This window comes from Kitasatospora sp. NPDC089797 (assembly GCF_040684795.1).
Classification (GTDB): Bacteria; Actinomycetota; Actinomycetes; order Streptomycetales; family Streptomycetaceae; genus Kitasatospora.
The window spans coordinates 16,521-37,514 of the sequence record NZ_JBFBGS010000008.1; the positions used below are offsets into that span (position 1 = coordinate 16,521).

18 protein-coding genes and 1 riboswitch are annotated in these 20,994 nt (G+C 74.0%); of the genes, 9 read left to right on the forward strand and 9 right to left on the reverse strand.

From position 1 onward, the window contains the following. Window positions 1-112 precede the first annotated feature (112 nt). The 5 genes from hisN to AB0O91_RS08210 form a co-directional block, all read right to left on the reverse strand. Window positions 113-910 carry a histidinol-phosphatase gene (hisN, locus tag AB0O91_RS08190; protein ID WP_363429187.1) on the reverse strand — a complete coding sequence of 266 codons (798 nt, stop codon included), beginning with the start codon at window positions 908-910 and terminating at the stop codon, window positions 113-115. An 86-nt stretch (window positions 911-996) separates the two neighbouring features. Then, a complete protein-coding gene (locus tag AB0O91_RS08195; protein WP_363429189.1) occupies window positions 997-1,320 on the reverse strand; it encodes a multidrug efflux SMR transporter in 324 nt (107 codons plus the stop codon). 118 nt (window positions 1,321-1,438) lie between these two features. After that, entirely contained in the window at window positions 1,439-2,494 is a 1,056-nt protein-coding gene (gene rsgA / locus AB0O91_RS08200) for a ribosome small subunit-dependent GTPase A (protein WP_363429191.1), read from the reverse strand. Window positions 2,495-2,509: 15 nt separating this feature from the next. Further along, on the reverse strand, window positions 2,510-3,862 hold the full coding sequence (gene aroA / locus AB0O91_RS08205) for a 3-phosphoshikimate 1-carboxyvinyltransferase (RefSeq protein WP_363429193.1): 1,353 nt from the start codon (window positions 3,860-3,862) through the stop codon (window positions 2,510-2,512). Window positions 3,863-3,917: 55 nt separating this feature from the next. Next, complete coding sequence (locus tag AB0O91_RS08210; protein WP_363429195.1) at window positions 3,918-4,640, reverse strand: M50 family metallopeptidase; 723 nt, start codon at window positions 4,638-4,640, stop codon at window positions 3,918-3,920. Window positions 4,641-4,798: 158 nt separating this feature from the next. Here AB0O91_RS08210 and AB0O91_RS08215 point away from each other — a divergent pair, with 158 nt between their 5' ends. The 9 genes from AB0O91_RS08215 to AB0O91_RS08255 all read left to right on the forward strand — a co-directional run bounded on the left by AB0O91_RS08215 (window position 4,799) and on the right by AB0O91_RS08255 (window position 14,226). Then, window positions 4,799-5,551, forward strand: a complete 753-nt coding sequence (locus tag AB0O91_RS08215; protein WP_363429197.1) for an SOS response-associated peptidase — start codon at window positions 4,799-4,801, stop codon at window positions 5,549-5,551. Window positions 5,552-5,616: 65 nt separating this feature from the next. Continuing rightward, entirely contained in the window at window positions 5,617-6,270 is a 654-nt protein-coding gene (locus AB0O91_RS08220; RefSeq protein ID WP_363429199.1) for an alpha/beta family hydrolase, read from the forward strand. A 386-nt stretch (window positions 6,271-6,656) separates the two neighbouring features. Beyond that, the gene (locus tag AB0O91_RS08225) at window positions 6,657-7,295 is read left to right on the forward strand and encodes a sigma-70 family RNA polymerase sigma factor (RefSeq protein WP_224285424.1); all 639 of its coding nucleotides are present in this window, start codon (window positions 6,657-6,659) and stop codon (window positions 7,293-7,295) included. Further along, the gene (rsrA, locus tag AB0O91_RS08230) at window positions 7,292-7,732 is read left to right on the forward strand and encodes a mycothiol system anti-sigma-R factor (protein WP_363429201.1); all 441 of its coding nucleotides are present in this window, start codon (window positions 7,292-7,294) and stop codon (window positions 7,730-7,732) included. Before AB0O91_RS08225 ends, rsrA begins: the two co-directional genes overlap by 4 nt. 330 nt (window positions 7,733-8,062) lie before the next feature. Then, window positions 8,063-9,484, forward strand: coding sequence for an HD-GYP domain-containing protein (locus AB0O91_RS08235; RefSeq protein WP_363429203.1), 1,422 nt, complete (start codon window positions 8,063-8,065; stop codon window positions 9,482-9,484). Next, complete coding sequence (locus AB0O91_RS08240; RefSeq protein ID WP_363429205.1) at window positions 9,481-10,905, forward strand: HD domain-containing protein; 1,425 nt, start codon at window positions 9,481-9,483, stop codon at window positions 10,903-10,905. Before AB0O91_RS08235 ends, AB0O91_RS08240 begins: the two co-directional genes overlap by 4 nt. A gap of 418 nt (window positions 10,906-11,323) precedes the next feature. Then, a complete protein-coding gene (locus tag AB0O91_RS08245) occupies window positions 11,324-12,310 on the forward strand; it encodes a hypothetical protein (RefSeq protein WP_363429207.1) in 987 nt (328 codons plus the stop codon). 42 nt (window positions 12,311-12,352) lie between these two features. After that, the gene (gene def, locus AB0O91_RS08250) at window positions 12,353-13,000 is read left to right on the forward strand and encodes a peptide deformylase (protein ID WP_363429209.1); all 648 of its coding nucleotides are present in this window, start codon (window positions 12,353-12,355) and stop codon (window positions 12,998-13,000) included. A 125-nt stretch (window positions 13,001-13,125) separates the two neighbouring features. After that, window positions 13,126-14,226, forward strand: a complete 1,101-nt coding sequence (locus tag AB0O91_RS08255) for a hypothetical protein (protein WP_363429211.1) — start codon at window positions 13,126-13,128, stop codon at window positions 14,224-14,226. A gap of 201 nt (window positions 14,227-14,427) precedes the next feature. Here the strand turns inward: AB0O91_RS08255 and AB0O91_RS08260 are convergent, their stop codons facing one another. The 4 genes from AB0O91_RS08260 to AB0O91_RS08275 form a co-directional block, all read right to left on the reverse strand. Continuing rightward, complete coding sequence (locus AB0O91_RS08260) at window positions 14,428-15,447, reverse strand: ribonucleotide-diphosphate reductase subunit beta (protein ID WP_363429213.1); 1,020 nt, start codon at window positions 15,445-15,447, stop codon at window positions 14,428-14,430. Continuing rightward, a complete protein-coding gene (locus AB0O91_RS08265) occupies window positions 15,447-17,855 on the reverse strand; it encodes a ribonucleoside-diphosphate reductase subunit alpha (RefSeq protein ID WP_363429465.1) in 2,409 nt (802 codons plus the stop codon). The genes AB0O91_RS08260 and AB0O91_RS08265 overlap by 1 nt, the downstream gene beginning before the upstream one ends. 190 nt (window positions 17,856-18,045) lie before the next feature. Next, a riboswitch (cobalamin riboswitch) is annotated at window positions 18,046-18,188 on the reverse strand. Window positions 18,189-18,250: 62 nt separating this feature from the next. Beyond that, on the reverse strand, window positions 18,251-19,930 hold the full coding sequence (locus AB0O91_RS08270; protein WP_363429215.1) for a glycosyltransferase family 39 protein: 1,680 nt from the start codon (window positions 19,928-19,930) through the stop codon (window positions 18,251-18,253). Next, the gene (locus tag AB0O91_RS08275) at window positions 19,927-20,991 is read right to left on the reverse strand and encodes a glycosyl hydrolase (RefSeq protein WP_363429217.1); all 1,065 of its coding nucleotides are present in this window, start codon (window positions 20,989-20,991) and stop codon (window positions 19,927-19,929) included. Before AB0O91_RS08275 ends, AB0O91_RS08270 begins: the two co-directional genes overlap by 4 nt. Window positions 20,992-20,994 lie beyond the last annotated feature (3 nt).

Here is a 20,994-nt window from a genome sequence, read left to right on the forward strand (position 1 = left end):
GCCGACCCGGGCCGAACAGCGGCGGGCCCCCCGACCAGCTCCCACTGGTCGAGGGGCCCGCAACCATGTCCGCCCTCCGCCCGTCCGCCCCGGAGGCGGGCGGGCCGTGGGCTCAGACGGACAGCCGGTGCAGGGTCTCCTCGTGCAGCAGGCCGTTGCTGGCCACCGCGTCGGCGCCGCCGGGGCCGGGGACGCCGTCCAGGCCGGTGAAGCGGCCGCCGGCCTCCTCGACCACGATGCAGGGCGCGGCCATGTCCCACAGCGACAGCTCGGGCTCGGCGGCGATGTCCACGGCGCCCTCGGCGACCATCATGTAGGACCAGAAGTCCCCGTAGGCGCGGGTGCGCCAGCAGGCCCGGGTGAGGTCCAGGAACGGGTCCAGGCGGCCGCGGTCCTCCCAGCCGGTGAGGGAGGAGTAGGAGAGGGAGGCGTCGGCCATCCGGGAGACGCCGGAGACGTGGATCCGGGAGGCCTTGGCCAGGCTGCGGCCGGCGTAGGCGCCCAGCCCCTTGGCGGCCCACCAGCGGCGCTGCAGCGCCGGGGCGGAGACGATGCCGACCACCGGGCGCTCGACGCCGTCCGGGCCGTCCTCCAGCAGGGCGATCAGGGTGGCCCAGACCGGGACGCCGCGGATGTAGTTCTTGGTGCCGTCGATCGGGTCGATCACCCAGCGGCGCGGGCCCGAGCCCTGCAGGCCGAACTCCTCGCCGAGCACCGCGTCGCGCGGGCGGGCCCGCTGGAGCACGCTGCGCACCAGCTCCTCGGCGGCCTTGTCGGCGTCGCTGACCGGGGTGAGGTCCGGCTTGGTCTCGATCTTCAGGTCGAGGGCGCGGAAGCGCTCCAGGGTGACCGAGTCGGCCGAGTCGGCGAGGACGTGGGCGAGTCGGAGATCGTCGTGGTAGTCGGCCATGTCGGAAACCCTAGCTCAGCGGGCGGCGCCCGCCGGGCCCCGTTCCGGCGGGCGGGCGGAGGGTCGGCGGGCGGCCGGACCGCGGCTCAGTGGGCCGAGCCGCTGAGCTGGAGGCCGATCACCCCGGCGATCACCAGCGAGATGGAGACCAGCTTGAGCACCGAGGTGGTCTCGTCCAGGAAGACCATGCCGTAGACGGCGGTGCCGGCCGCGCCGATGCCGGTCCACACCGCGTAGGCGGGGCCGACCGGCAGGCTCTTCGCCGAGAGGGTGAGCAGCCCGAAGCTGCTGAGCGCGAACACGCAGAAGCTGATGGTGGGCCACAGCTTGGTGAAGCCGTCGCTGAGCTTGAGGTTGATCGCGAAGCCGGTCTCCAGCAGGCCGGCCAGGACCACCAGGGCCCATGCCATCGCGTGCCCTCCCTGTCGATCGACGGACGGGCCGTACCCGGCCCGACTTTCCTATGATCGCCAAGGCGAGGCGGTCCGACACCTCGAACGGGTCACCAACCCGGCGGCGGCGCGGCGGTCAGTCGCCCTCGCGGGCCTCCTTGCTGGCCAGCAGGCGGCGCAGCGAGTAGAGCCGGGCGGCCTCGGCGTGGCCGTCGGCGACCCAGGCGTCCAGGGCGCAGTCCGGCTCGTCGTGGCTGCACGCGCGCGGGCAGTCGACGGTGCCGGGCTCCAGGTCGGGGAAGGCGTGGATGACCCGGGACGGGTCGATGTGGGAGAGGCCGAAGGAGCGGAACCCGGGCGTGTCGATCACCCAGCCCGGGTCGAGGGCCCGGCGGGAGCCGGGCTTGGCGCCGGGCGGCGGGGGCAGCCGCAGCGCGAGGGCCGAGACGGTGGTGTGCCGGCCGCGGCCGGTGACCGCGTTGACGTGGCCGGTCTGCCGCTGGCGGTCCGGGACCAGGGCGTTGACCAGGGTGGTCTTGCCGACGCCGGAGTGGCCGATGAACACCGTGGAGAGCCCGCGCAGGTGCTCGCGGACGGCCTCGGCGCCGGTGGTCTCCAGTTCGTCCCGGCGGGTGACGACGTAGTCGATGCCGAGCGGGGCGTACGACTCCAGCAGCGCGTCGGCCGGGGTGAGGTCGGACTTGGTGAGCACCAGCAGCGGCTCCATGCCCGCGTCGTAGGCGGCCACCAGGCAGCGGTCGATCAGCCGGGGGCGGGGCTCCGGGTCGGCCAGCGCGGTGACGATGGCCAGCTGGTCGGCGTTGGCGACGACGATCCGCTCGTACGGGTCGTCGTCGTCCGCGGTGCGCCGCAGCACGGAGTCGCGCTCCTCGACCCGGACGATCCGGGCGAGGGTGTCGGCGTCCCCGGAGAGGTCGCCGACCAGGTTGACCACGTCGCCGACGACGACGCCCTTGCGGCCCAGCTCGCGGGCCTTCATGGCGATGACCTGGCGCTCCTGCCTGGTCCCCGGGTCGACCAGGCAGGTGATCCGGCCGCGGTCGACGGTGAGCACCATCGCCTCGGCCGCGTCATCGTGCTTGGGCCGGATCCGGGTCCGCGGCCGGGAGCCCCGGCGGGCGGGGCGGTTGCGGATGTCGTCCTCGTCGGCGTCCTTGCCGTAGCGGCGCATGGTCCCAGTCTCCGCTCAGGCGTCCGCCGCCGCTGCCGCGCCCGCGTCGCCGCCCGCGCCGAGCAGCTCCGCCCACATCCGCGGGAAGTCGGGCAGGGTCTTGGCGGTGGTGCCGACGTTCTCCACGCCGACGCCGGGCACGGCGAGGCCGAGCACCGCGGCGGCGGTGGCCAGGCGGTGGTCCTCGTAGGTGTGGAAGACGCCGCCGTGCAGCGGGCGCGGGCGGATCCGCAGGCCGTCCTCGGTCTCGCGGACGTCGCCGCCGAGGTCGTTGATCTCCTTGGCGAGGGCGGCGAGCCGGTCGGTCTCGTGCAGGCGCAGGTGGGCGATGCCGTACAGGTGGGACTCGGAGTCGGCGAGGGCGGCGACGGCGGCGATCACCGGGGTGAGCTCGCCGACGTCGTGCAGGTCGGCGTCGATGCCGTGGATCCGGCCGGTGCCGGTGAACTGCAGGCCCTCGTCGGTGAACTCGCAGCTGCCGCCCATCCGGGTGTAGAGGTCGCGCAGCTGGTCGCCGGGCTGGGTGGTGTGCCGGGGCCAGTCGCGCACGGTCACCCGGCCGCCGGTGACCAGGGCGGCGGCGAAGAACGGGGCGGCGTTGGAGAGGTCGGGCTCGACCACCAGGTCGCGGCCGAGCAGGGCGCCGGGGGTGACCCGCCAGACGTCCTTCTCGCCGCCGTCCTCGGGGGCGTCGACCTGGGCGCCGGCCAGCCGCAGCATCTCGACCGTCATCCGGATGTGCGGCAGCGACGGGACGGGGCCGCCGACGTGCCGGACCTCCACGCCGTGGTTGTAGCGGGCGCCGGAGAGCAGCAGGGCGGAGACGAACTGGGACGAGGAGGAGGCGTCCAGCTCGACCGGGCCGCCGTCCAGGCCGCCGGTGCCGTGGACGGTGAGCGGGAAGCTGCCGCGGCCGCCGTCGTCGATCCGGGCGCCGAGCGCGCGCAGGGCGTTGATCACGCCGTGCTGGGGGCGCTCGTGGCTGCGCGGGTCGCCGTCGAAGTGCACCGGGCCGTCGGCGAGGGCGGCCAGCGGGGGCAGGAAGCGCATCACGGTGCCGGCGTTGCCGACGTCGACGTTGGCCGGGCCGCGCAGCACGGGGGCCGGGATGACCCGCCAGGCCTCGCCGCCGCCGGTGCCGCCGGAGTCGTTGTTGACCTTCTCCTCGATGGTGACCCCGAGGGCGCGCAGGCCGTCGGCCATCAGCTGGGAGTCGCGGCTGCGCAGCGGGCGGCGCACCCAGCCCGGCCCGTCGGCGAGCGCCGCCAGCACCAGGGCCCGATTGGTGACCGACTTGGAGCCGGGGATGGTGACGGTGGCGTCGACGGGGGCGGTGGCGACGGGGGCGGGCCACGGGGTCTCGGTCATGGAGGCCAGTCTAGGGGCCGTGCAGGAACGGTCCGGATGCCGGACGGGGGAGCCCTTACAGCGGCCGCAGCAGCCAGGAGGCGCCGAGGGCCAGGCAGGCGAGGGCGATCAGCAGGAAGACGGTGACCCAGGCCAGCGCGGGGACGTGGGTGAGCCGGGCGAGCTGGTCGGCGTCGGAGTCCCGGGCCCAGCCGATCCGGCGCTGGTGCTGGAGCTCCAGGACCGGGCGGACCGCCCCGAACAGCAGGAACCAGCAGCCGAGGTAGGCGAAGCCGGCCTGCACCTGGGCGCTGCCGAACCAGGAGACCAGGAAGAACGCGGCGCCGGCGACCAGGACGGTGAACAGGCCGTAGGCGTTGCGGATCCGGATCAGCAGGGCCAGCAGCAGGACGACGGCCAGCCAGAGCAGCAGGGTGATCCGGTCGCCGGCGAGCAGGGCGGCGCAGCCGAGGCCGAGCAGGGCGGGGGCGGTGTAGCCGGCGGCGGCGGTGAGGACCATCCCGGGGCCGGTGGGGCGGCCGTAGGAGAGGGTGAGGCCGGAGGTGTCGGAGTGCAGCCGGATGCCGGCGAGCTTGCGGCCGGTGACGAGGGCGGCGAGGCCGTGGCCGCCCTCGTGGGCGATGGTGACGGCGTTGCGGGCGACGTGCCACAGCGGGCGGGCGAGGACGGTGAGCAGGGCGGCGCAGCCGGTCGCGAGGACCAGCCAGCCGGGTGGGGCGGCCTGGGTGCCGGTGACCCGGTCCCACAGTTCGCCGAGGTTCTGGTTGTTCGGGTTCATCGGGGGGTCTGCGCCTCCGTTCGCTTCCGTGCGCTTGCGTGTGCCGCGTTGGGCCGTTCGGGGCAGCCTCCCATGCGGGGACGGCCGGACGGCAGCGGGCGGTTCTCGCGCCGGGATGAGGAAGTGCTGAGGACGGGCGGCATGGCAAGCTGGCCCGCATGTGCGGTCGCTTCGCAGCCAGCAGCAAGCCCGAGGACCTCGTCGAGCTGTTCGACGTGGAGTTCTGGGACCCGGCGGAGTCCCCGGACCCGAACTGGAACGTGGCGCCGACCAACAGCGCCCTCGTGGTGCTGGAGCGGCTGGCGAAGGGGGCGCCGCGGCCGGTGCGGCAGCTGCGGGCGCTGCGCTGGGGGCTGGTGCCGCAGTGGTCGAACTCCGCCGAGACGGCGGTGAAGATGATCAACGCGCGGTCGGACACGGTGCACGAGAAGCCCTCGTACCGGCAGGCCTTCGCCGCGCGCCGGTGCATCCTGCCGGTGGACGGCTACTACGAGTGGCAGACGGTGCCGGGCGAGCGGGGCCGGGCGCGCAAGAAGCCGTTCTTCGTCTCCCGGGCGGACGGCGGCCCGCTGGCGCTGGCGGGGCTGTACGAGTTCTGGCGCAACCGGGCGGTGCCGCCGGGGCACCCGGAGGCCTGGCTGGTGACCTTCACGATCGTGACCACGGACGCGGAGGAGCTGCTGGCGCCGATCCACGAGCGGATGCCGTTGTTCCTCGACCGGGAGGCGTGGGGGGAGTGGCTGGACCCGGGGCTGAGCGACCCGGACGAGCTGCGCCGGCTGCTGATACCGCCGCCGCCCGGGGCGCTGCTGGCCACGCCGGTGTCGCCGGCGGTCGGCAACATCCGCAACAACGGTCCGGAGCTCAAGGAGCCGTGGACCGAGGTCGAGTACGAGACCACGCTGTTCTGAGCCCTCGCTGTTTCCGGGCCTTGCCGTTCCGAGTCGTCCTTTCGCACGTCGGGAGTCACTGAGAGATGACCACCACCTCCTCCGAACTGGTCGGGACCGGGGCCGGGGACGCCCGGATCACGTATCACCGGGCGGCCGCGCCGAGGGCGGTGCTGGCGCTGGGGCACGGGGCCGGTGGCGGGACGGCGGCCCGGGACCTGGTGGCGCTGGCCGGGGCGCTGCCGGCCCGCGGGATCACCGTGGCGCTGGTCGAGCAGCCCTGGCGGGTGGCGGGGAAGAAGCTGGGGCCGGCGCCGAAGACCCTGGACGTCGGCTGGCGGCCGGTGGCGGAGCGGCTGGCCGGGCAGGGGGTGCCGCTGGTGGTCGGCGGGCGCAGCGCCGGGGCGCGGGTGGCCTGCCGGACGGGGGCGGGGAGCGGGGCGGTGGGGGTGGTGGCGCTGGCGTTCCCGCTGCACCCGCCGGGCCGGCCGGAGAAGAGCCGCGCGGCGGAGCTGCTGGGGTCGGGGCTGCCGACGCTGGTGGTGCAGGGCGGGTCGGACCCGTTCGGCGGGCCGGGGGAGTTCCCGGAGCTGCCGCCGGGGCACGTGCTGGTGGAGGTGCCGCACGGGAACCACGGTTTCGAGGTGCCCAAGCGGGCGCCGGTGGGGCAGGAGGAGACGCTGGAGCTGATCTGCTCGGCGGTGGGGGACTGGGTGCTGGGGCTGGTCGCGGCGCCGTGAGCGGGGCGTTCGCGCTCGATCACTCGTGCGAGTGAACGGGCGGCCGGGGCGGGAATGCGGGCGGGGCCGGTGTGGTTGTCGTGTCCGTCAGCACGAGTCACCGGTGAGAGGCAGGGCAGATGGGTTCGATCGCGTGCCCCGAACGGCCTGAGGAGCGCGAGGCCGCCGCGGCCTTCGCCCCCTCGTGGCCGGAGTGGATTGACGCGGGCGAGAAGCCCGTCAGCCCGATATCCTCCATTTCTGGGCGGCCCGCGGTGGGCCGTGCCCGTCATGCCGAGGAGGTGGGTCCGGTCGTCGGGACCGAGCACGAGGCCGATCCGGGCCGTGGCCCGGACGACGCCCTGCCTGCGGGCGAGGCGCTCACCGGTGAGGAGCTGGCCGAGGCGATCGGTGAGGACACCTACCGGGTGTCGGCGGAGGAGTCCGAGGAGGCCCGGCGGGAGCGCTTCGAGCGCGACGCCCTGGGGTACCTCGATCCGATGTACTCGGCGGCGCTGCGCATGACGCGCAACCCCGCGGATGCGGAGGACCTGCTCCAGGAGGCGTTCGCCAAGGCGTACGCGTCCTTCCACCAGTTCCGTGAGGGCACGAACCTCAAGGCCTGGCTGTACCGCATCCTCACCAACACGTTCATCAACTCGTACCGCAAGAAGCAGCGGGAGCCCCAGCGCACCGCGGCGGAGGAGATCGAGGACTGGCAGCTGGCCAGGGCCGAGTCGCACATGTCGACCGGGCTGCGCTCGGCCGAGACCCAGGCGCTCGACCACCTCCCCGACAGCGATGTGAAGGACGCGCTCCAGGCCATCCCGGAGGAATTCCGGATCGCCGTCTATCTCGCGGACGTAGAAGGCTTTGCGTACAAGGAGATCGCGGACATCATGGGTACTCCCATCGGTACGGTGATGTCCCGGCTGCACCGCGGCCGCCGTCAACTGCGCGGCATGCTGGAGGATTACGCCCGTGAGCGCGGGCTCGTCCCGGCCGGCAGCGGGGCAGGGCAGGAAGCGAAGGGCTCGGGCTCATGAGCTGCGGCGATCCGCACGAAACCGAGTGTGGCGAGGTCCTCGACCACCTCTATGAATTCCTCGACAACGAGATGGCCGAGGGAGACTGCGCCAAGCTGCGCGTGCACTTCGACGAGTGCTCGCCGTGCTTGAAGCAGTACGGGCTGGAGCAGGCGATCAAGGCGCTGATCAAGCGTTCCTGCGGCTGCGACGACACCCCGGCGGACCTGCGCAGCAAGGTGCTGGCCAGGATCGACTCGATCCGGGCCGGGCAGCGCTCGGGCGAGCAGGTGGTGGTCGCCGTGGAGACCTCGGTCGAGGTGCACGTCGAGTCCGCCCGTCCGGCGCCGACGGTGCCGGAGTCGGCGAAGGCGCAGCCGCAGGAGCGCGCGGAGGCGGCCGAGGAGCCGTCCGTGCGCCCCGGTGCGCCGGTCGAGGCCGGAGCCCCGGCGGAGTAGGCCCCGCGCACCCCGTCGGCGACGGCGGGGCGGAGCGGTCCGGACCGGACGTCAGCGGCCCCGGGAGCGTGTGCTCCCGGGGCCGCTCCCGTTCTGCTCGTATGCGCCCTCACTCGATCGAGTGAGTTGGCGGTGCGCCAACTGCGCCATTGCGCGATCATGCGTCCCCACGCCCGGACGGCGGCCTATTCTCCTGACGGACGCTCACCGCCGGTCCCCCCGGCGCGCTGAGGCAACACGGGGCCCGGACGCGGGGAGGTCGAGATCGCTACCGACAGTGGAGGCGAGACCCTGCCGCAGGGGGCTGCGCGCTACCTGGTCGCCGTTCCGGTGGCAGCGCTGTGCTGCCTGCTGCCGCTGCTGCCGCCGGCCGTCACGCCCGGGCTGCCGCACTGGCTCGGCCACCCGGTGGACTGGCCCAAGGTCGGGCTGCTGGGCTTCCTGCACGGCTGCTGGGAGTCGCTCGCCCAGGGCCTGCCGACCCCCTGCTCGCTGTTGGTGCGCCGGCTGCTGCGGCTGCCCACGCCGGCCCGCCGGGCCCCCGCCCGCCCCGGCGTGAACGCCTTCTTCCCGGTGCTGTTCGCCGGGGTGCTGATGCTCCCGCCGGCCGCCGCCGCCCTGGTCGCGGCGCCGGCCGCGCTGCTCGGCGGCCCGACCGGCCCCGGCTGCCGTGGCCGCCAGCTGTTCAACGGCTCCCAGCTCGCGCTGTGCGCCTTCGCCTCCTCGGTCGCCTTCCACCTGCTGCACGGCCCGCAGCTGCTGCTGGGCTCCCGGTTCCCGGCCGCGCTGCTGCCCGGCTTCGCCGCCGTCGCCGCGTTCTGCCTGGTCAACGGGCTGGTGGTGGGCGTGATGGTGCGGCTCAGCGAGGGTCGGCGGGCCGTCGAGGTGCTGCGCGGCGCCTGCGCGGTGTGCGGGCTGCCGGTGCTGGTGCACGCGGCCGGCGGGCTGATGGTCGCGGTGCTCTGGCAGGGCCCGTACGGGGCGTTCGCCGCGCTGCTGGCGCTGCTGCCGCTGTCCATCTCGGCCTGGGTGTTCGCCCAGGGGCAGCGCGAGCGGGACGCCCACCAGGCCACCGTGCAGGCGCTGGTGCAGGCGGTGGAGATCAAGGACGCGTACACCCGCGGGCACAGCGAACGGGTCGGCCGGGCCTCGGTGCTGATCGCCGATCAGCTCGGCATGGAGCCCGAGCGGCTGCGCACCCTGCGCTTCGCCGGGATCCTGCACGACGTCGGCAAGCTCGGCGTGGCCACCGAGCTGCTGCGCAGAAACGGTCCCCTCAGCGAGGACGAGCGCCGCGCGGTGGAGGTCCACCCGGTGTACGGGTACGAGCTGGTGCGCGGGATCGACTTCCTCGGCGAGGCGCACTCCGGGATCCTGCACCACCACGAGCGGATGGACGGGCGCGGCTACCCGAGCGGGCTGGCCGGCCGGCAGATCCCCGAGTTCGCCCGGATCATCTCCGTCGCCGACGCCTTCGACTCGATGACCTCCACCCGCTCCTACCGGCGCGGGCGCCCGGTCGCCGAGGCGGTCGCCGAACTGGAGCGCTGCTCCGGCAGCCAGTTCGACCCGGTGATGGTGCGGGCCCTGATCGACGCGCTGGCCGTGCACGGCTGGCAGCCGGTGGTGCACTCCGAGGACTGCGTGCGGGCCGTCCCGGACATCCCGCTCGGGGTGCCCGAACCGGCGCGGGCCGCGCCCGGCCGGGTGCCCGCCCAGGGCGGGAGCGTCCCCGCGGCCGGGCAGCCGTGACCGGCCCCGGTCGCGGCCGCGGTCATGATCATGGTCGCGGGGCCGGCCCCGGTCGCGCTCAGGGGCCCGTCCGCGCGGCCGTCGGCCCGACGGCCGGCCCGGGCGCCCGCACCCCGGCGGCGCGCGGCCGCACCGCCCGCGCCCTGTACGCCTCGGCCGCCGGGCTGCTGCTGCTCGCGCTCGGTGTGGTCGCGGTGCGCGGGGTCGCGGAGCCGAGGGTCGCGCTGGCGTTCACCGCGCTGATCGCGCTCGGCGAATGCGTCCGGATCACCCTTCCGGGCGATCGCGAGCAGGCGCCCATCGGCGCGGCCGGCGCGCTGGCGTACGCCCTGCTCGGGCCGCTGCGCGGGGTGCCGACCGCGCACGGCACGCTCCAGGTCGTCGCGGTGACCGGGGTCGGCCTGCTGCTGGGCTGGCTGCCCGGCCTCGCCGTGCCGCACCGCCCCGGCCGTCCGCACCGGCGCCCGCCCTGGGCCGACCCGGCCCGCCGCGACAGCGCCGCCCGTCGGCTGCTCGCCGTCGGCTTCGCCGCGGCCGTCTTCCAGCCGCTCTACAACGGCGGCATGGTCGACCGCTTCTCGCCCGAGGGCCCGGCCTATGGGGCGTTCCTGACCGCTGTCGCCGCGCTGGCCGCACTCTGCGACGCCACCCTGGCGGCGCTGCTGCGCGCCTCCGCGACCGGGCTGCGGCTGCCGGCGGCGCTGGAGGACGAGCTGCGCTCGCTGTTCGGGATCGGCTCGGCGATCGTCGCCACCGGGATGCTGGTCAGCCTCGCGGCCGGCGAGGTCGGGCTGTGGGCGTTGCCGCTGTTCTGCACCCCGCTGCTGCTCGCCCAGGTCTCCTTCCGGCGGGCCGCGGCGGTGCGGGCCACCACCGGGCAGACCATCGCGAGCCTCGCCCGGGCCACCGAGGTGGCCGGCTACACCCCGCACGGCCACGCGCGCCGGGTCGCGGACACGGCGTGCGCGCTCGGGCGCGAGCTGGGTCTGGGCACCCGGGAGCTCGCCCTGCTGGAGTACGCGGCGCTGATGCACGACGTCGGCCAGCTGTCCCTGGTCGAGCCGGTGCCGGACGGCGCGACCGCGCTGCTGCCCTGCGACGAGCAGCAGCGCATCGCCCGGCTCGGCAGCGAGGTGATCAGCCGCACCGGGGTGCCCCGGCAGGTCGCGGAGCAGGTCGCCCGACTGGCCGACCCCTGCCCCGGGCCGGTCGGCGCCGAGGGGCCGGTGCCGCTGGCCGCCCGGATCATCCGGGTCGCCAACGCCCACGACGACCTGCTGACCGCCGCCCGCGGCCGGGGCCTCGGCGAGGCGGTGGGGCGGCTGGAGGCGCTGGAGCTGCTGCGGCTGGGGCGCGGGCGGGTCTACGACGCCCGGGTGGTGGACGCCCTCGCCCGGGTCGGCGGGCAGGCCCGGGGCTGAGCCGCGGGCCCGGGCGGTCCGACCGCGCCCCTCGGCTGCCGGGGGCGCGCCGGCCCGGGGCGGGGCGCCGTCGGCGTGCGGGCGGGGTGTGACGGCCCAGGTCGGGGCGCCCGGGGCGCGGTCGGACGGCCGGGGTGCGGGCGGGCGACCGGGCGCGGCCGGGCGGTCGGGGCGCGGCGGTCCCGGTCGGGGCGCGGTCGAGCGGCACCCGCCAGGGGTTGAGGAGGCGCGCTCCGGCGGGCAGGCTGGGGAGGGGCGGTCCCCAACCTCGGCGGTGGGGAGCGCGGGCGGGGGCGGGCGTGGTTGGATGCGGTCGTAGCGTGGAACACCGACCCGGGACACCGGGACCGGGCCCCGTCGAGGACGGGACGGCCCCGGCGGTAAGGGACTTGAGCGGACGACGACGGCAGGGACGAACGTGAGGATCTTCCACCGGGCACGGCACCGGCCGTCCGCCACCTGGCGGCAGACGACCGACCGGGCCTTCACGCTGATCGGCGACGGCCGCTACGAGGACGCCGGCGCCCTGCTGGTGATGGCCGCCGACCTGGAGCCGTGGCTGTCCGACTCCTGGTTCAACCTCGCCCTGCTGCACAAGTTCCGCCGTGACTGGGAGCAGGCCCGCTCGGCCGGCCTGCGCGCCGTCGCCCTGCTGGACCGCGAGCACGGCGCCCCCGACTGGTGGAACCTCGGCATCACCGCCACCGCCCTCCAGGACTGGCCGCTGGCCCGCCGCGCCTGGCAGGCCTACGGGCTGAAGCTGCCCGGCGGCCCCGGCGGGGACGGCCCGGTCAGCCTGGACCTCGGCACCACCCCGGTGCGGCTGTCCCCGGACGGCGAGTCCGAGGTGGTGTGGGGCCGCCGGCTCGACCCGGCCCGGATCGAGGTGCTGTCCATCCCGCTGCCGTCCTCCGGCCGCCGCTGGGGCGAGGTGGTGCTGCACGACGGCGCCCCGCACGGCGAGCGGGTCACGGACGGCGTCGCCTACCCGGTGTTCGACGAGATCGAGCTGTGGGCGCCGTCCCCGGTGCCGACCTACGTGGTGCTGCTCCAGGCCGCCACCGCCGACGACCGGGACGCGCTGGAGCGGCTGGTCGCCGAGGCCGGGTACGCGGCCGAGGACTGGACCTCCTCGGTGCGGCTGCTGTGCCGCGCCTGCTCGGAGAGCCGGATGGCCTCGGACGACGGCGTGGTCGCCCACCACGACCCGCACGACGACGGTGACGCCGCCCACCCCGGGCACCTCAGCCACCTCAGCCAGGGCGGCGCGGCCGGGATGTCCTGGCTGGTCGAGCGCGAGTGCGGGATCGCCGCCCCCGCCGCGCTGGTCCGCACGCTGCTGGACCGCTGGGCCGCGGCCGCCCCCGCAAGCCGGGCGTACCGGGACCTCGAAGAAGTCTGCTGAGTACCCTGGACAGGTACGTGTAGACCTATGGAAGCGGAAGACATGGCGGAGCAGGCCGAGCAGCACGACCACCAGCACGAGCACGGCGTGGAGGGGGCGGCGCCCGAGGCCCCCGTGAAGGTGATCGGCGAGGAGCCCGACCTCAGCAAGGGCACCGCGCGTCCGATCACCGTGGTCGGCAACCCCGTCCTGCACCGCGAGGTCAAGGACGTCACCGCCTTCGACGGCGAGCTGTCCGCGCTGATCGACGACATGTTCCAGTCGATGTACGCCGCCGAGGGCGTGGGCCTGGCCGCCAACCAGATCGGCGTCGACCTCAAGGTCTTCGTCTACGACTGCCCCGACGACGAGGGCGTGCGCCACATCGGCCACGTGATCAACCCCGTTCTGGAGGAGTACCCGGCCGACCGCCGTCGGGTGCTCGACGACGGCAACGAGGGCTGCCTCTCGGTGCCGGGCGCCTACGCCGAGCTGGCCCGTCCGGACTACGCCGCGGTGACCGGCGTGGACAAGGACGGCAACCCGATCCGGGTCGAGGGCACCGGCTTCTTCGCCCGCTGCCTCCAGCACGAGACCGACCACCTGTTCGGGTTCCTGTACATCGACAAGCTGTCGAAGCGGGACCGCAAGGACGCCCTGAAGCAGATGGCCGAGGGCACCCCGAAGTACGCGACGGTGGCGAACGCCTGAGACCCGACGGGTCCGACGGATTCGACGGATTCGACGGAGGCCGGTGCGGAGCGATCCGCACCGGCCTCCGCGCTGTCCGGGGCGCTGTCGGAGGGGCTGCCCAGGGTTCGGACGAGGCGGCGATCATGGAGGGTGCACCGGTGGACCGGCAGAAGAGGAACGCGGGCGGGGAGCGGGTGCGGTGGGTGCTCGATCCGTTGGTGGGGGTCGGGCCGCTGCGGTTCGGGATGAGTCCGACCGAGGTCGGGGAGGCTCTGGGGGAGCCGGCGCCCGTGGTGTCATCCGGTTGGGAGACCTACCGGGCCGGAGGCGTGACCGCGATCTTCGCAGGTGGGTCGAGCCTGGTCGCGGTGGCGATCGATGCGCTCTCCGGCCCCTCGGTGCGGCTGGGCGATGTCGAGTTGATCGCCAGGGCGCCCTCGGAGGTGCGGTCGGACCTCCTCGGGCTCGCCCGTCGGCAGGGCGTGCCGACCCGCGTCGGCCCGGGCGGTGAACCGCAGGTGGCCGCGTGGGGCGTGTCGATCGGCGCGGTGCACGAACAGGAGCCGGCGTCCGGGCCGTTCGGCGCGCGGACGGGCCGGGTGGTGACCGACGCCCTGCTGGTCGGGCCGGGGCTGGCCGAGGATCCGTACGGGTTCGAGACGGTCGTCCGGTGGCGGGGCACCCCGTGGGGGTGGGGCGGTGCGCGCGGGCAGATCGCGAACTCCGCTGAGCGGCCGGTGACTTCCGAGCGGGAGCGGGCCCGCTGGGGGTGCGTGCCGCTGGAGGGCGTCGGGCCGCTGCGGTTCGGCATGGGCCCTTCGGAGGTGGCGGCCGCTCTGGGGGGTGCGGCACCGACCGAGCGGCAGGGGTCCTTCCCCGATCCCTGGCCCTGGCTTCCGCGCGAGGCGGGACAGTGGTTCCTGCACGCGGACGTCTTCGACGGGGTCGGGGTGACCGCCCACTACGAGTACCGGTCCCAAGTCCCCGTGCTGGGGGCCGTGACCGTGCACGCGTTCACCGGGCCGCAGGTCGAGTTCGAGGGCATCCGGCTGATCGGTCGGCCGGTGTCCGAGGTCGACGGGGAGGTCGACCGCCACGTCGGGACCCGGGGCGTGGGTCTGCGTGTCACCTGTGCCGGGGACCAGGGGCCGTACGGGGACAACTGGTACGTCCGGGCCGTCCGGGCCGGGGACGCCATGCTCAGCGAGGTCCGGTTCTGCGCGGCCGAGTGGTGGGAGGAGTAGGCGGAGGTGGCGCGCGGGAAGTCGGATCGGTCGACTTCCCGCGCACGGCAAGGGAGTCCGGAGCTCGCGGGCCGTCCGGGGCGCGAAGGATCCGGGCGGGCCGGTCCTGCTGTTCGAGGGTGAGGCGTGGGCCGACTAGGACAAGAGAGGTGCCCCGCACGGGCTGTGGCCGGGCGGGGCACCTCTGTTGATTCGTCTTCTTTAGAAGTCGTCGTCGAAGGCGACCGAGCCCTCGACCGCGACCTGGTACGCCGACACCCGGCGCTCGAAGAAGTTGGTCAGCTCCTGGACGTTCTGGAGCTCCATGAAGCCGAACGGGTTGGTCGACCCGTAGCGGATCGGCAGGCCGAGCCGCGCCAGGCGCTGGTCGGCGACGGCCTCCAGGTACTGGCGCATGGAGTCGGTGTTCATGCCGGCGAGACCGTCACCGCAGAGGTCCTGGGCGAACTGGAGCTCGGCCTCGACGGCCTCCTCCAGCATCTCCGTGACCTGCTTGGCCATCTCATCGTCGAAGAGGTCGGGCTCCTCCTCGCGGACGGTGTCGACCACCGACATCGCGAAGTCCATGTGCATGGACTCGTCGCGGAACACCCAGTTGGTGCCGGTCGCGAGGCCGTGCAGCAGGCCACGGCTCCGGAACCAGTACACGTACGCGAACGCGCCGTAGAAGAACAGCCCCTCGACGCACGCCGCGAAGCAGATCAGGTTCAGGAGGAACGCGCGGCGGTCCTCCTTGGTCTGCAGCGACTCGATGTGGTCGACGGCGTTCATGTACTTGAAGCAGAACTGGGCCTTCTGGCGGATGGAGGGGATGTTCTCCACCGCGGCGAAGGCCGCGTTGCGGTCCTCCGGGTCCGGAAGGTAGGTGTCCAGCAGCGTCAGGTAGAACTGGACGTGCACGGCCTCCTCGAACAGCTGACGGCTCAGGTAGAGCCGCGCCTCCGGGGAGTTGATGTGCTTGTAGAGGCTCAGCACCACGTTGTTGGAGACGATCGAGTCACCCGTCGCGAAGAAGGCGACCAGGCGGCCGATCAGGTGGCGCTCGCCCTCGCTGAGCTTCGCCAGGTCGGCGACGTCGGAGTGCAGGTCCACCTCCTCGACGGTCCAGGTGTTCTTGATCGCGTCGCGGTACCGGTCGTAGAACGACGGGTAGCGCATCGGGCGCAGGGTCAGCTCGAAGCCGGGGTCGAGCAGCATCTTCTTGCGGTCGTCGGCAGTCATTACTGGCAGGCCTCGCAGGACTCGGGGTTCTCCAGGGAGCAGGCGATGGCGGCCTCCTGCTCCGGGGTGAGGGTCGGGGTGTTCACGGGCACCGGCGCGGGCGCGGCGGCACGGGCGGTGCCGGAGGCGGCCTGGGCGATGCGGGTCGCGGGGCGCGAACGCAGGTAGTAGGTGGTCTTCAGACCGACCTTCCACGCGTAGGCGTACATCGAGCTGAGCTTGCCGATGGTGGGCGCCGCCATGAACAGGTTCAGCGACTGGCTCTGGTCCAGGTAGGGCATGCGGGCCGCGGCCAGGTCGATCAGGGCGCGCTGCGGCAGCTCCCACGCGGTGCGGTAGAGCGAGCGGACCTCGGCGGGCAGCCAACTGAGCTCCTGCACCGAGCCGTTGGCGTCGCGCAGGGCGTCGCGGGTCTGCTGGTCCCAGACACCGAGCTCCTTGAGCTCGCGCACCAGGTACGGGTTGACCTGGAGGAACTCACCGGACAGCGTCTCGCGCTTGAACAGGTTGGACACCTGCGGCTCGATGCACTCGTAGACGCCGGCGATCGAGGCGATGGTCGCGGTCGGGGCGATCGCGAGCAGCAGCGAGTTGCGCAGGCCGGTGACGGCGATGCGGGCGCGCAGCGCCTCCCAGCGGGCACCCCACTGCGGGGCCACGTCGAAGTGGTCGATGTGCAGCTCGCCGCGGGCGGCGCGGGTCTCGTCGTAGGCCTCGTGGCGGCCCAGCTGCTCGGCCAGCTCGGCGGAGCGCTCGTAGGCGGTGAGCATGATGCGCTCGGCGATCATGGTGGACATCTTCATCGCCTCGGCGGAGTCGAAGTCGATCCGCAGCTTGAAGAAGACGTCCTGGAGGCCCATCACGCCGAGGCCGACCGGCCGCCAGCGGGAGTTGGAGGTGCCGGCCTCGGTGGTCGGGTAGAAGTTGATGTCCACCACGCGGTCGAGGAAGGTCACGGCGGTGCGGACGGTCGCGTCCAGGCGCTCCCAGTCCATGGCGCCGAGCAGGTCGTCGGCCGAGGCGCCGACGGCGACGTGGGCGCCGAGGTTGACCGAGCCGAGGTTGCAGACGGCGGTCTCGGAGTCGTCCGTGACCTCCAGGATCTCGGTGCACAGGTTGGAGGAGTGCACCGTGCGGCCCGGCAGCGCGGTCTGGTTGGCGGCGCGGTTGGAGGCGTCCTTGAAGGTCATCCAACCGTTGCCGGTCTGCGCCAGGGTGCGCATCATGCGGGCGTACAGGGTCTGCGCCGGGATGGTGCGGACGGCCTTGCCGGCCAGCTCGGCCTTGCGGTAGGCCTCGTCGAACTCGGCGCCCCACAGGTCGACCAGCTCGGGCACGTCGGCCGGGGAGAACAGCGACCAGTCGGCGTTGGCGTTCACGCGGCGCATGAACTCGTCCGGGATCCAGTGCGCCAGGTTGAGGTTGTGGGTGCGGCGGGCCTCTTCGCCGGTGTTGTCGCGGAGCTCCAGGAACTCCTCGATGTCGGCGTGCCAGGTCTCCAGGTAGACGCAGGCCGCGCCCTTGCGGCGGCCGCCCTGGTTGACGGCGGCGACCGAGGAGTCGAGGGTGCGCAGGAACGGCACGATGCCGTTGGACTTGCCGTTGGTGCCGCGGATCAGGCTGCCGCGCGAGCGGATGCGCGAGTAGGACAGGCCGATGCCGCCGGCGTGCTTGGACAGCCGGGCGATCTGCGCGTAGCGGTTGTAGATCGAGTCCAGGTTGTCCAGCGGCGAGTCCAGCAGGTAGCAGCTGGACATCTGCGGGTGCCGGGTGCCGGAGTTGAAGAGCGTCGGCGAGGAGGTCAGGTACTCCAGGCGGCTCATCAGGCCGTACAGCTCGGCGACCTCGCGCACGGACTGGTCGCTGTCGCCGACCGCCAGGCCGCAGGCGACGCGGAGCAGGAAGTGCTGCGGGGTCTCGATCACCTTGCGGGTGATCGGGTGGCGCAGCAGGTAGCGGGACTGCACGGTGCGCAGGCCGAAGTACTCGAACCGGTCGTCGCCCTTGGTGTCGATCAGGGCGTCCAGGGCGGCGGCGTGCTTGGCGACGAAGGCGGCGGTGGCGTCGCCGATCAGGCCCTCGGCGTGGCCGACGGTGATCGAGGCGGCGAAGGAGGTGGAACCCTGGCTGTTCGCCTCGTCGACGATCTCCAGGGCCAGCAGGCGGGCCGCGAGCTTCGAGTACTGGGGGTCCTCGGCGATCATCGACGCGGCGGCGTCCACGGCCAGCCCGCGGAGCTCGGCGAAGTCCGAGCCGGCGTGGCGGCCGCGCAGCGCGGCGGCGGCGACATGGCCGGGGTCGACCTCGGTGAGGTCGGCGCTGCGGTCGGTGAGCAGCCGCAGGAGCGCGCCGCCGGGGTCGGCGACCGTCGGGTCGACAAAGGCGGTACCGGTGCCCTGGGTGGGCAGGGTGGCTGAGGCAGCGGTGGTCAAGGCGCTCTCTCCTGGCGGCGATCGGCGGCGTGATCGGGGTCACCCGGGCCGATGTGGGCAGGGGAGCACGGCGCGAACACAGAAAGCGCCGCGCGAGGTGTCTCCCCGGCCCGCCCGCGAGGCCCGGAGGGGGTCGTACTGGTGCTTGTGCGGCCTCTGCGGGAGGGCCGTGCGCACGCTGGTCGGCAGGTAATCGGACTCGCGGTACGGCTGCTGGAGCCGCCCGCACACCGCTGCGGGGCAGTCCCGGATTCGCACCGGGTTCCCCTGCATCGACAGCAGAAGCGAGCATACATGTAGTGGCGACGAACTGCGGCGGCACCATATGTTGTGCTTGGCGTGTCGCGGATGCCGGTGGGCCAGGCGGGCGCTCAGTGCTTCAGGTAGACCTTGTACGTACCCGAATCGCCGGTCGGCGAGGTGAATTGGGCGATCAACCGGTACCGCCCGGAGGAGGCCAGGACGGCGCCCAGGGCGCGGTCGGCGGGCGCCGGCGCGGTGCTGTCGAGGACGACCATGGTGAACCAGCCGTCCCGGATCGCGGCGGCGCTGCCCTCCTCGCCGTGGTGCTGCACTCCGGCGCCGTCGCGGTAGTCCGTCCCGGCCCGCGCGGAGACCCATTGCTCGGGCTTGCTGACGCTCCCCAGGTAGTACTCGGCGAGGCCGTCGACCTCGGTCAGGTAGTGGCCCTGGGGGACGGCGTGGGCCCGCAGGACGGCCAGCAGGCGGCCAGAGTCGGGCCCGTTCTGGTAGCGCAGGGAGGACTGCTCCAGGCCCAGGGCCAGAAGGGCGACCCAGACCAGGATGCCCAGCTGGGGGTGGCGGAAGTGGGCGCCGATCAGCCGGGTGAGGCCGAGGCCGGCGATCGGGGCGGCCAGCAGCATGGCGTAGCCGAGGTGGCGGAACAGCGCTCCGGAGGTGCCCGTCCACAGGTGGACGGTGGGGACCAGCAGCGCGGTGGCGGTCAGGACCGTGCCGAGCAGGGCCCGCTGGGCGCGGGTGGTGGCCACGCCGTCGGCCTCGGGCGACTCGTGCTCGTGCATCTGCGCGCGGCGGGCGTACCCGACCGTGCCCGCCACCGCGAGGAGGGTGAAGAGGCCGCCCCACTGGACGGCGTTCAGTAGGACGGAGCCGGCCGAGCCGGTGGCGCCGCCCTGCGCGGGGGACCACCGGACGGCCTTCCCCAGCATGCCGAAGGGCAGCAGCAGGAGGACGGTGCCGCCCCCCAGCAGCACGGCCCGCAGGGTGGCCGGGCCGAGCCGGCGGTGCGGCCAGGCGCCGGCCAGGGCCAGCAGGACCAGGGCGGGGACGGCGAGCACCGCGGAGTAGGCGACGGCACAGGCCAGTGCCGTGGTCGGGGCGGCCAGCAGCGCCAGGAGCGGGTGGCGCCGGGCGGTGAACACGAGGGTCCAGGCCGCGAGGGCGACCAGCAGGACGGCGAGGGACTCGGGGGCGCCGTAGAAGCCGACCACGACGGTGGACTGCAGGACCGCGTACGCCGCTATGCCGCAGATGGCGACCCGCTCGTTGAAGAGCCGCCGGGTCAGCGAGTACAGCAGTGCCGTGGTGAGCAGCGCCAGGCCGAGGCTGAGCAGCCGGGTGCCCCAGATGCCGTTGGCGTTCGCGGTGGCACCGGCCAGCGGGGGGTAGAGCCAGGGCGACCCGGGGATGCGGTCGAGCAGGTCGGTGGTGACCGGGGTGCCGTGCAGGAGGTGGGCGAGCTGCTGGCGGCCGGCGACCATGGCGGCGGCCTCGTCGGGGTGGGCGGCGGCGAGCAGGCGCAGCGAGAGCGCGGCCTGGACGGCCAGGACCGCGGCGAGCAGGCCGCGGGCGATCCAGCGCCGCCGGGGGCTGGGGGCCGGGTTCCAGCCGATCGCGGGGGCCTGCGGGATGGTGTACGGAGCGAGTTCGATCCCGTCGGGGTTGGCCGCGGTCGCGGCTCCGGGGGCGTCGGTTCCGGTTCCGGGGCCGGCGCGGCGGGGCGAGGGGAGGCCCGCCCGCGGTTCCGGGCCGGCGGAGTGCTGCGGGGAGGACTCGGGCTCTGTGCTCATCGTGGGTCCCGGATGTCGAAGCCGTAGCGGGGGTCGGACACGCGTTTCCTGAAGGTGGCCAGGGTGTCCGGGACGGACTCGACCCGCCAGTCGGCTCGCTTGATCATGTTGAACCAGATGAAGCCGACGATGTCGTCGTGCTCCTCCAGGCCGGAGAACAGCTGGTCGGTGTCCTCGCGTTGGTGCTTGCCCTGTTCGACGGCGGTCTCGCTGATGAAGAAGGGCTTCTTGCAGAAGGCGCGGATCTCGGCCATCGTCGGCCCGTACAGCTCGTCGAAGGCGTCGGGATCGGTGCGGGTGAAGTAGCCGGTCATGCCCGCCCAGTCGACGTAGGCGTCGCCGGGGTAGTACGGCGCGAGCCGTGTGTTGGGCGCGGGGAGGGTGATGTTGGGGCTCCAGACCCAGATCACGTTGGTCGCGCCGGCGTTGTCGAAGATGTCGTGGACGTGCCGCCAGGCCGCGACGAAGTCCTGGGGGGCGGCGTTCTTGCGGCCCCACGGGTACCAGTCGCCGTTCATCTCGTGCGCGATGCTCACGGCGATCGGGAGGTTGAGCTTGGCGACCGCCTTGGCCACGCCCCGGACGTAGTCGTCGGTGTCGCCGGCCGCGATCGAGGCGAGCGAGTGGCCGTACGGCTCCCAGGCCATGAAGGGCAGGGCGCCGGCCTGGTAGATCCGGCGCGCGCCGGCGCTGTCGAAACCGCCCTGCCAGTGGGCGTAGTAGGCCAGGACGTTCGGCTGCTTGCCGATCGCGGTGGTGTAGCCGGGCAGCGCGTCCATCGACGCGGGGACGTCCGGGAGCGCGACGCCCAGGTACTTGTGGCTCGGCTTGAGCAGCGGGGTGACGTCGTAGGGCACGCCGGTGGGCAGTGCCTGCGGCCTGGCGGTGGCACCGGGGGCGGCACCGGGGCCGGTGGCGGTCGGCGCGGGCGGGGCGAGCTCGTCCTGCAGCGCGAAGCCCGGGTCCGCGGGGCCGCAGCCGGTGAGCAGCAGGGCGGCGGTCAGCAGCGTGAGCGCCAGTCGGCGACGAAGGGCGCCGGCCCGTCGGGGGTGGGCGGACATGGT

Excerpts from the sequence above, each read along its gene's own strand:
- hisN (WP_363429187.1), bottom strand. The coding sequence starts at position 910 with ATGGCCGACTACCACGACGATCTCCGACTCGCCCACGTCCTCGCCGAC.
- AB0O91_RS08195 (WP_363429189.1), bottom strand. The coding sequence starts at position 1,320 with ATGGCATGGGCCCTGGTGGTCCTGGCCGGCCTGCTGGAGACCGGCTTC.
- rsgA (WP_363429191.1), bottom strand. The coding sequence starts at position 2,494 with ATGCGCCGCTACGGCAAGGACGCCGACGAGGACGACATCCGCAACCGC.
- aroA (WP_363429193.1), bottom strand. The coding sequence starts at position 3,862 with ATGACCGAGACCCCGTGGCCCGCCCCCGTCGCCACCGCCCCCGTCGAC.
- AB0O91_RS08210 (WP_363429195.1), bottom strand. The coding sequence starts at position 4,640 with ATGAACCCGAACAACCAGAACCTCGGCGAACTGTGGGACCGGGTCACC.
- AB0O91_RS08215 (WP_363429197.1), top strand. The coding sequence starts at position 4,799 with ATGTGCGGTCGCTTCGCAGCCAGCAGCAAGCCCGAGGACCTCGTCGAG.
- AB0O91_RS08220 (WP_363429199.1), top strand. The coding sequence starts at position 5,617 with ATGACCACCACCTCCTCCGAACTGGTCGGGACCGGGGCCGGGGACGCC.
- rsrA (WP_363429201.1), top strand. The coding sequence starts at position 7,292 with ATGAGCTGCGGCGATCCGCACGAAACCGAGTGTGGCGAGGTCCTCGAC.
- def (WP_363429209.1), top strand. The coding sequence starts at position 12,353 with ATGGCGGAGCAGGCCGAGCAGCACGACCACCAGCACGAGCACGGCGTG.
- AB0O91_RS08255 (WP_363429211.1), top strand. The coding sequence starts at position 13,126 with ATGGAGGGTGCACCGGTGGACCGGCAGAAGAGGAACGCGGGCGGGGAG.
- AB0O91_RS08260 (WP_363429213.1), bottom strand. The coding sequence starts at position 15,447 with ATGACTGCCGACGACCGCAAGAAGATGCTGCTCGACCCCGGCTTCGAG.
- AB0O91_RS08270 (WP_363429215.1), bottom strand. The coding sequence starts at position 19,930 with ATGAGCACAGAGCCCGAGTCCTCCCCGCAGCACTCCGCCGGCCCGGAA.
- AB0O91_RS08275 (WP_363429217.1), bottom strand. The coding sequence starts at position 20,991 with ATGTCCGCCCACCCCCGACGGGCCGGCGCCCTTCGTCGCCGACTGGCG.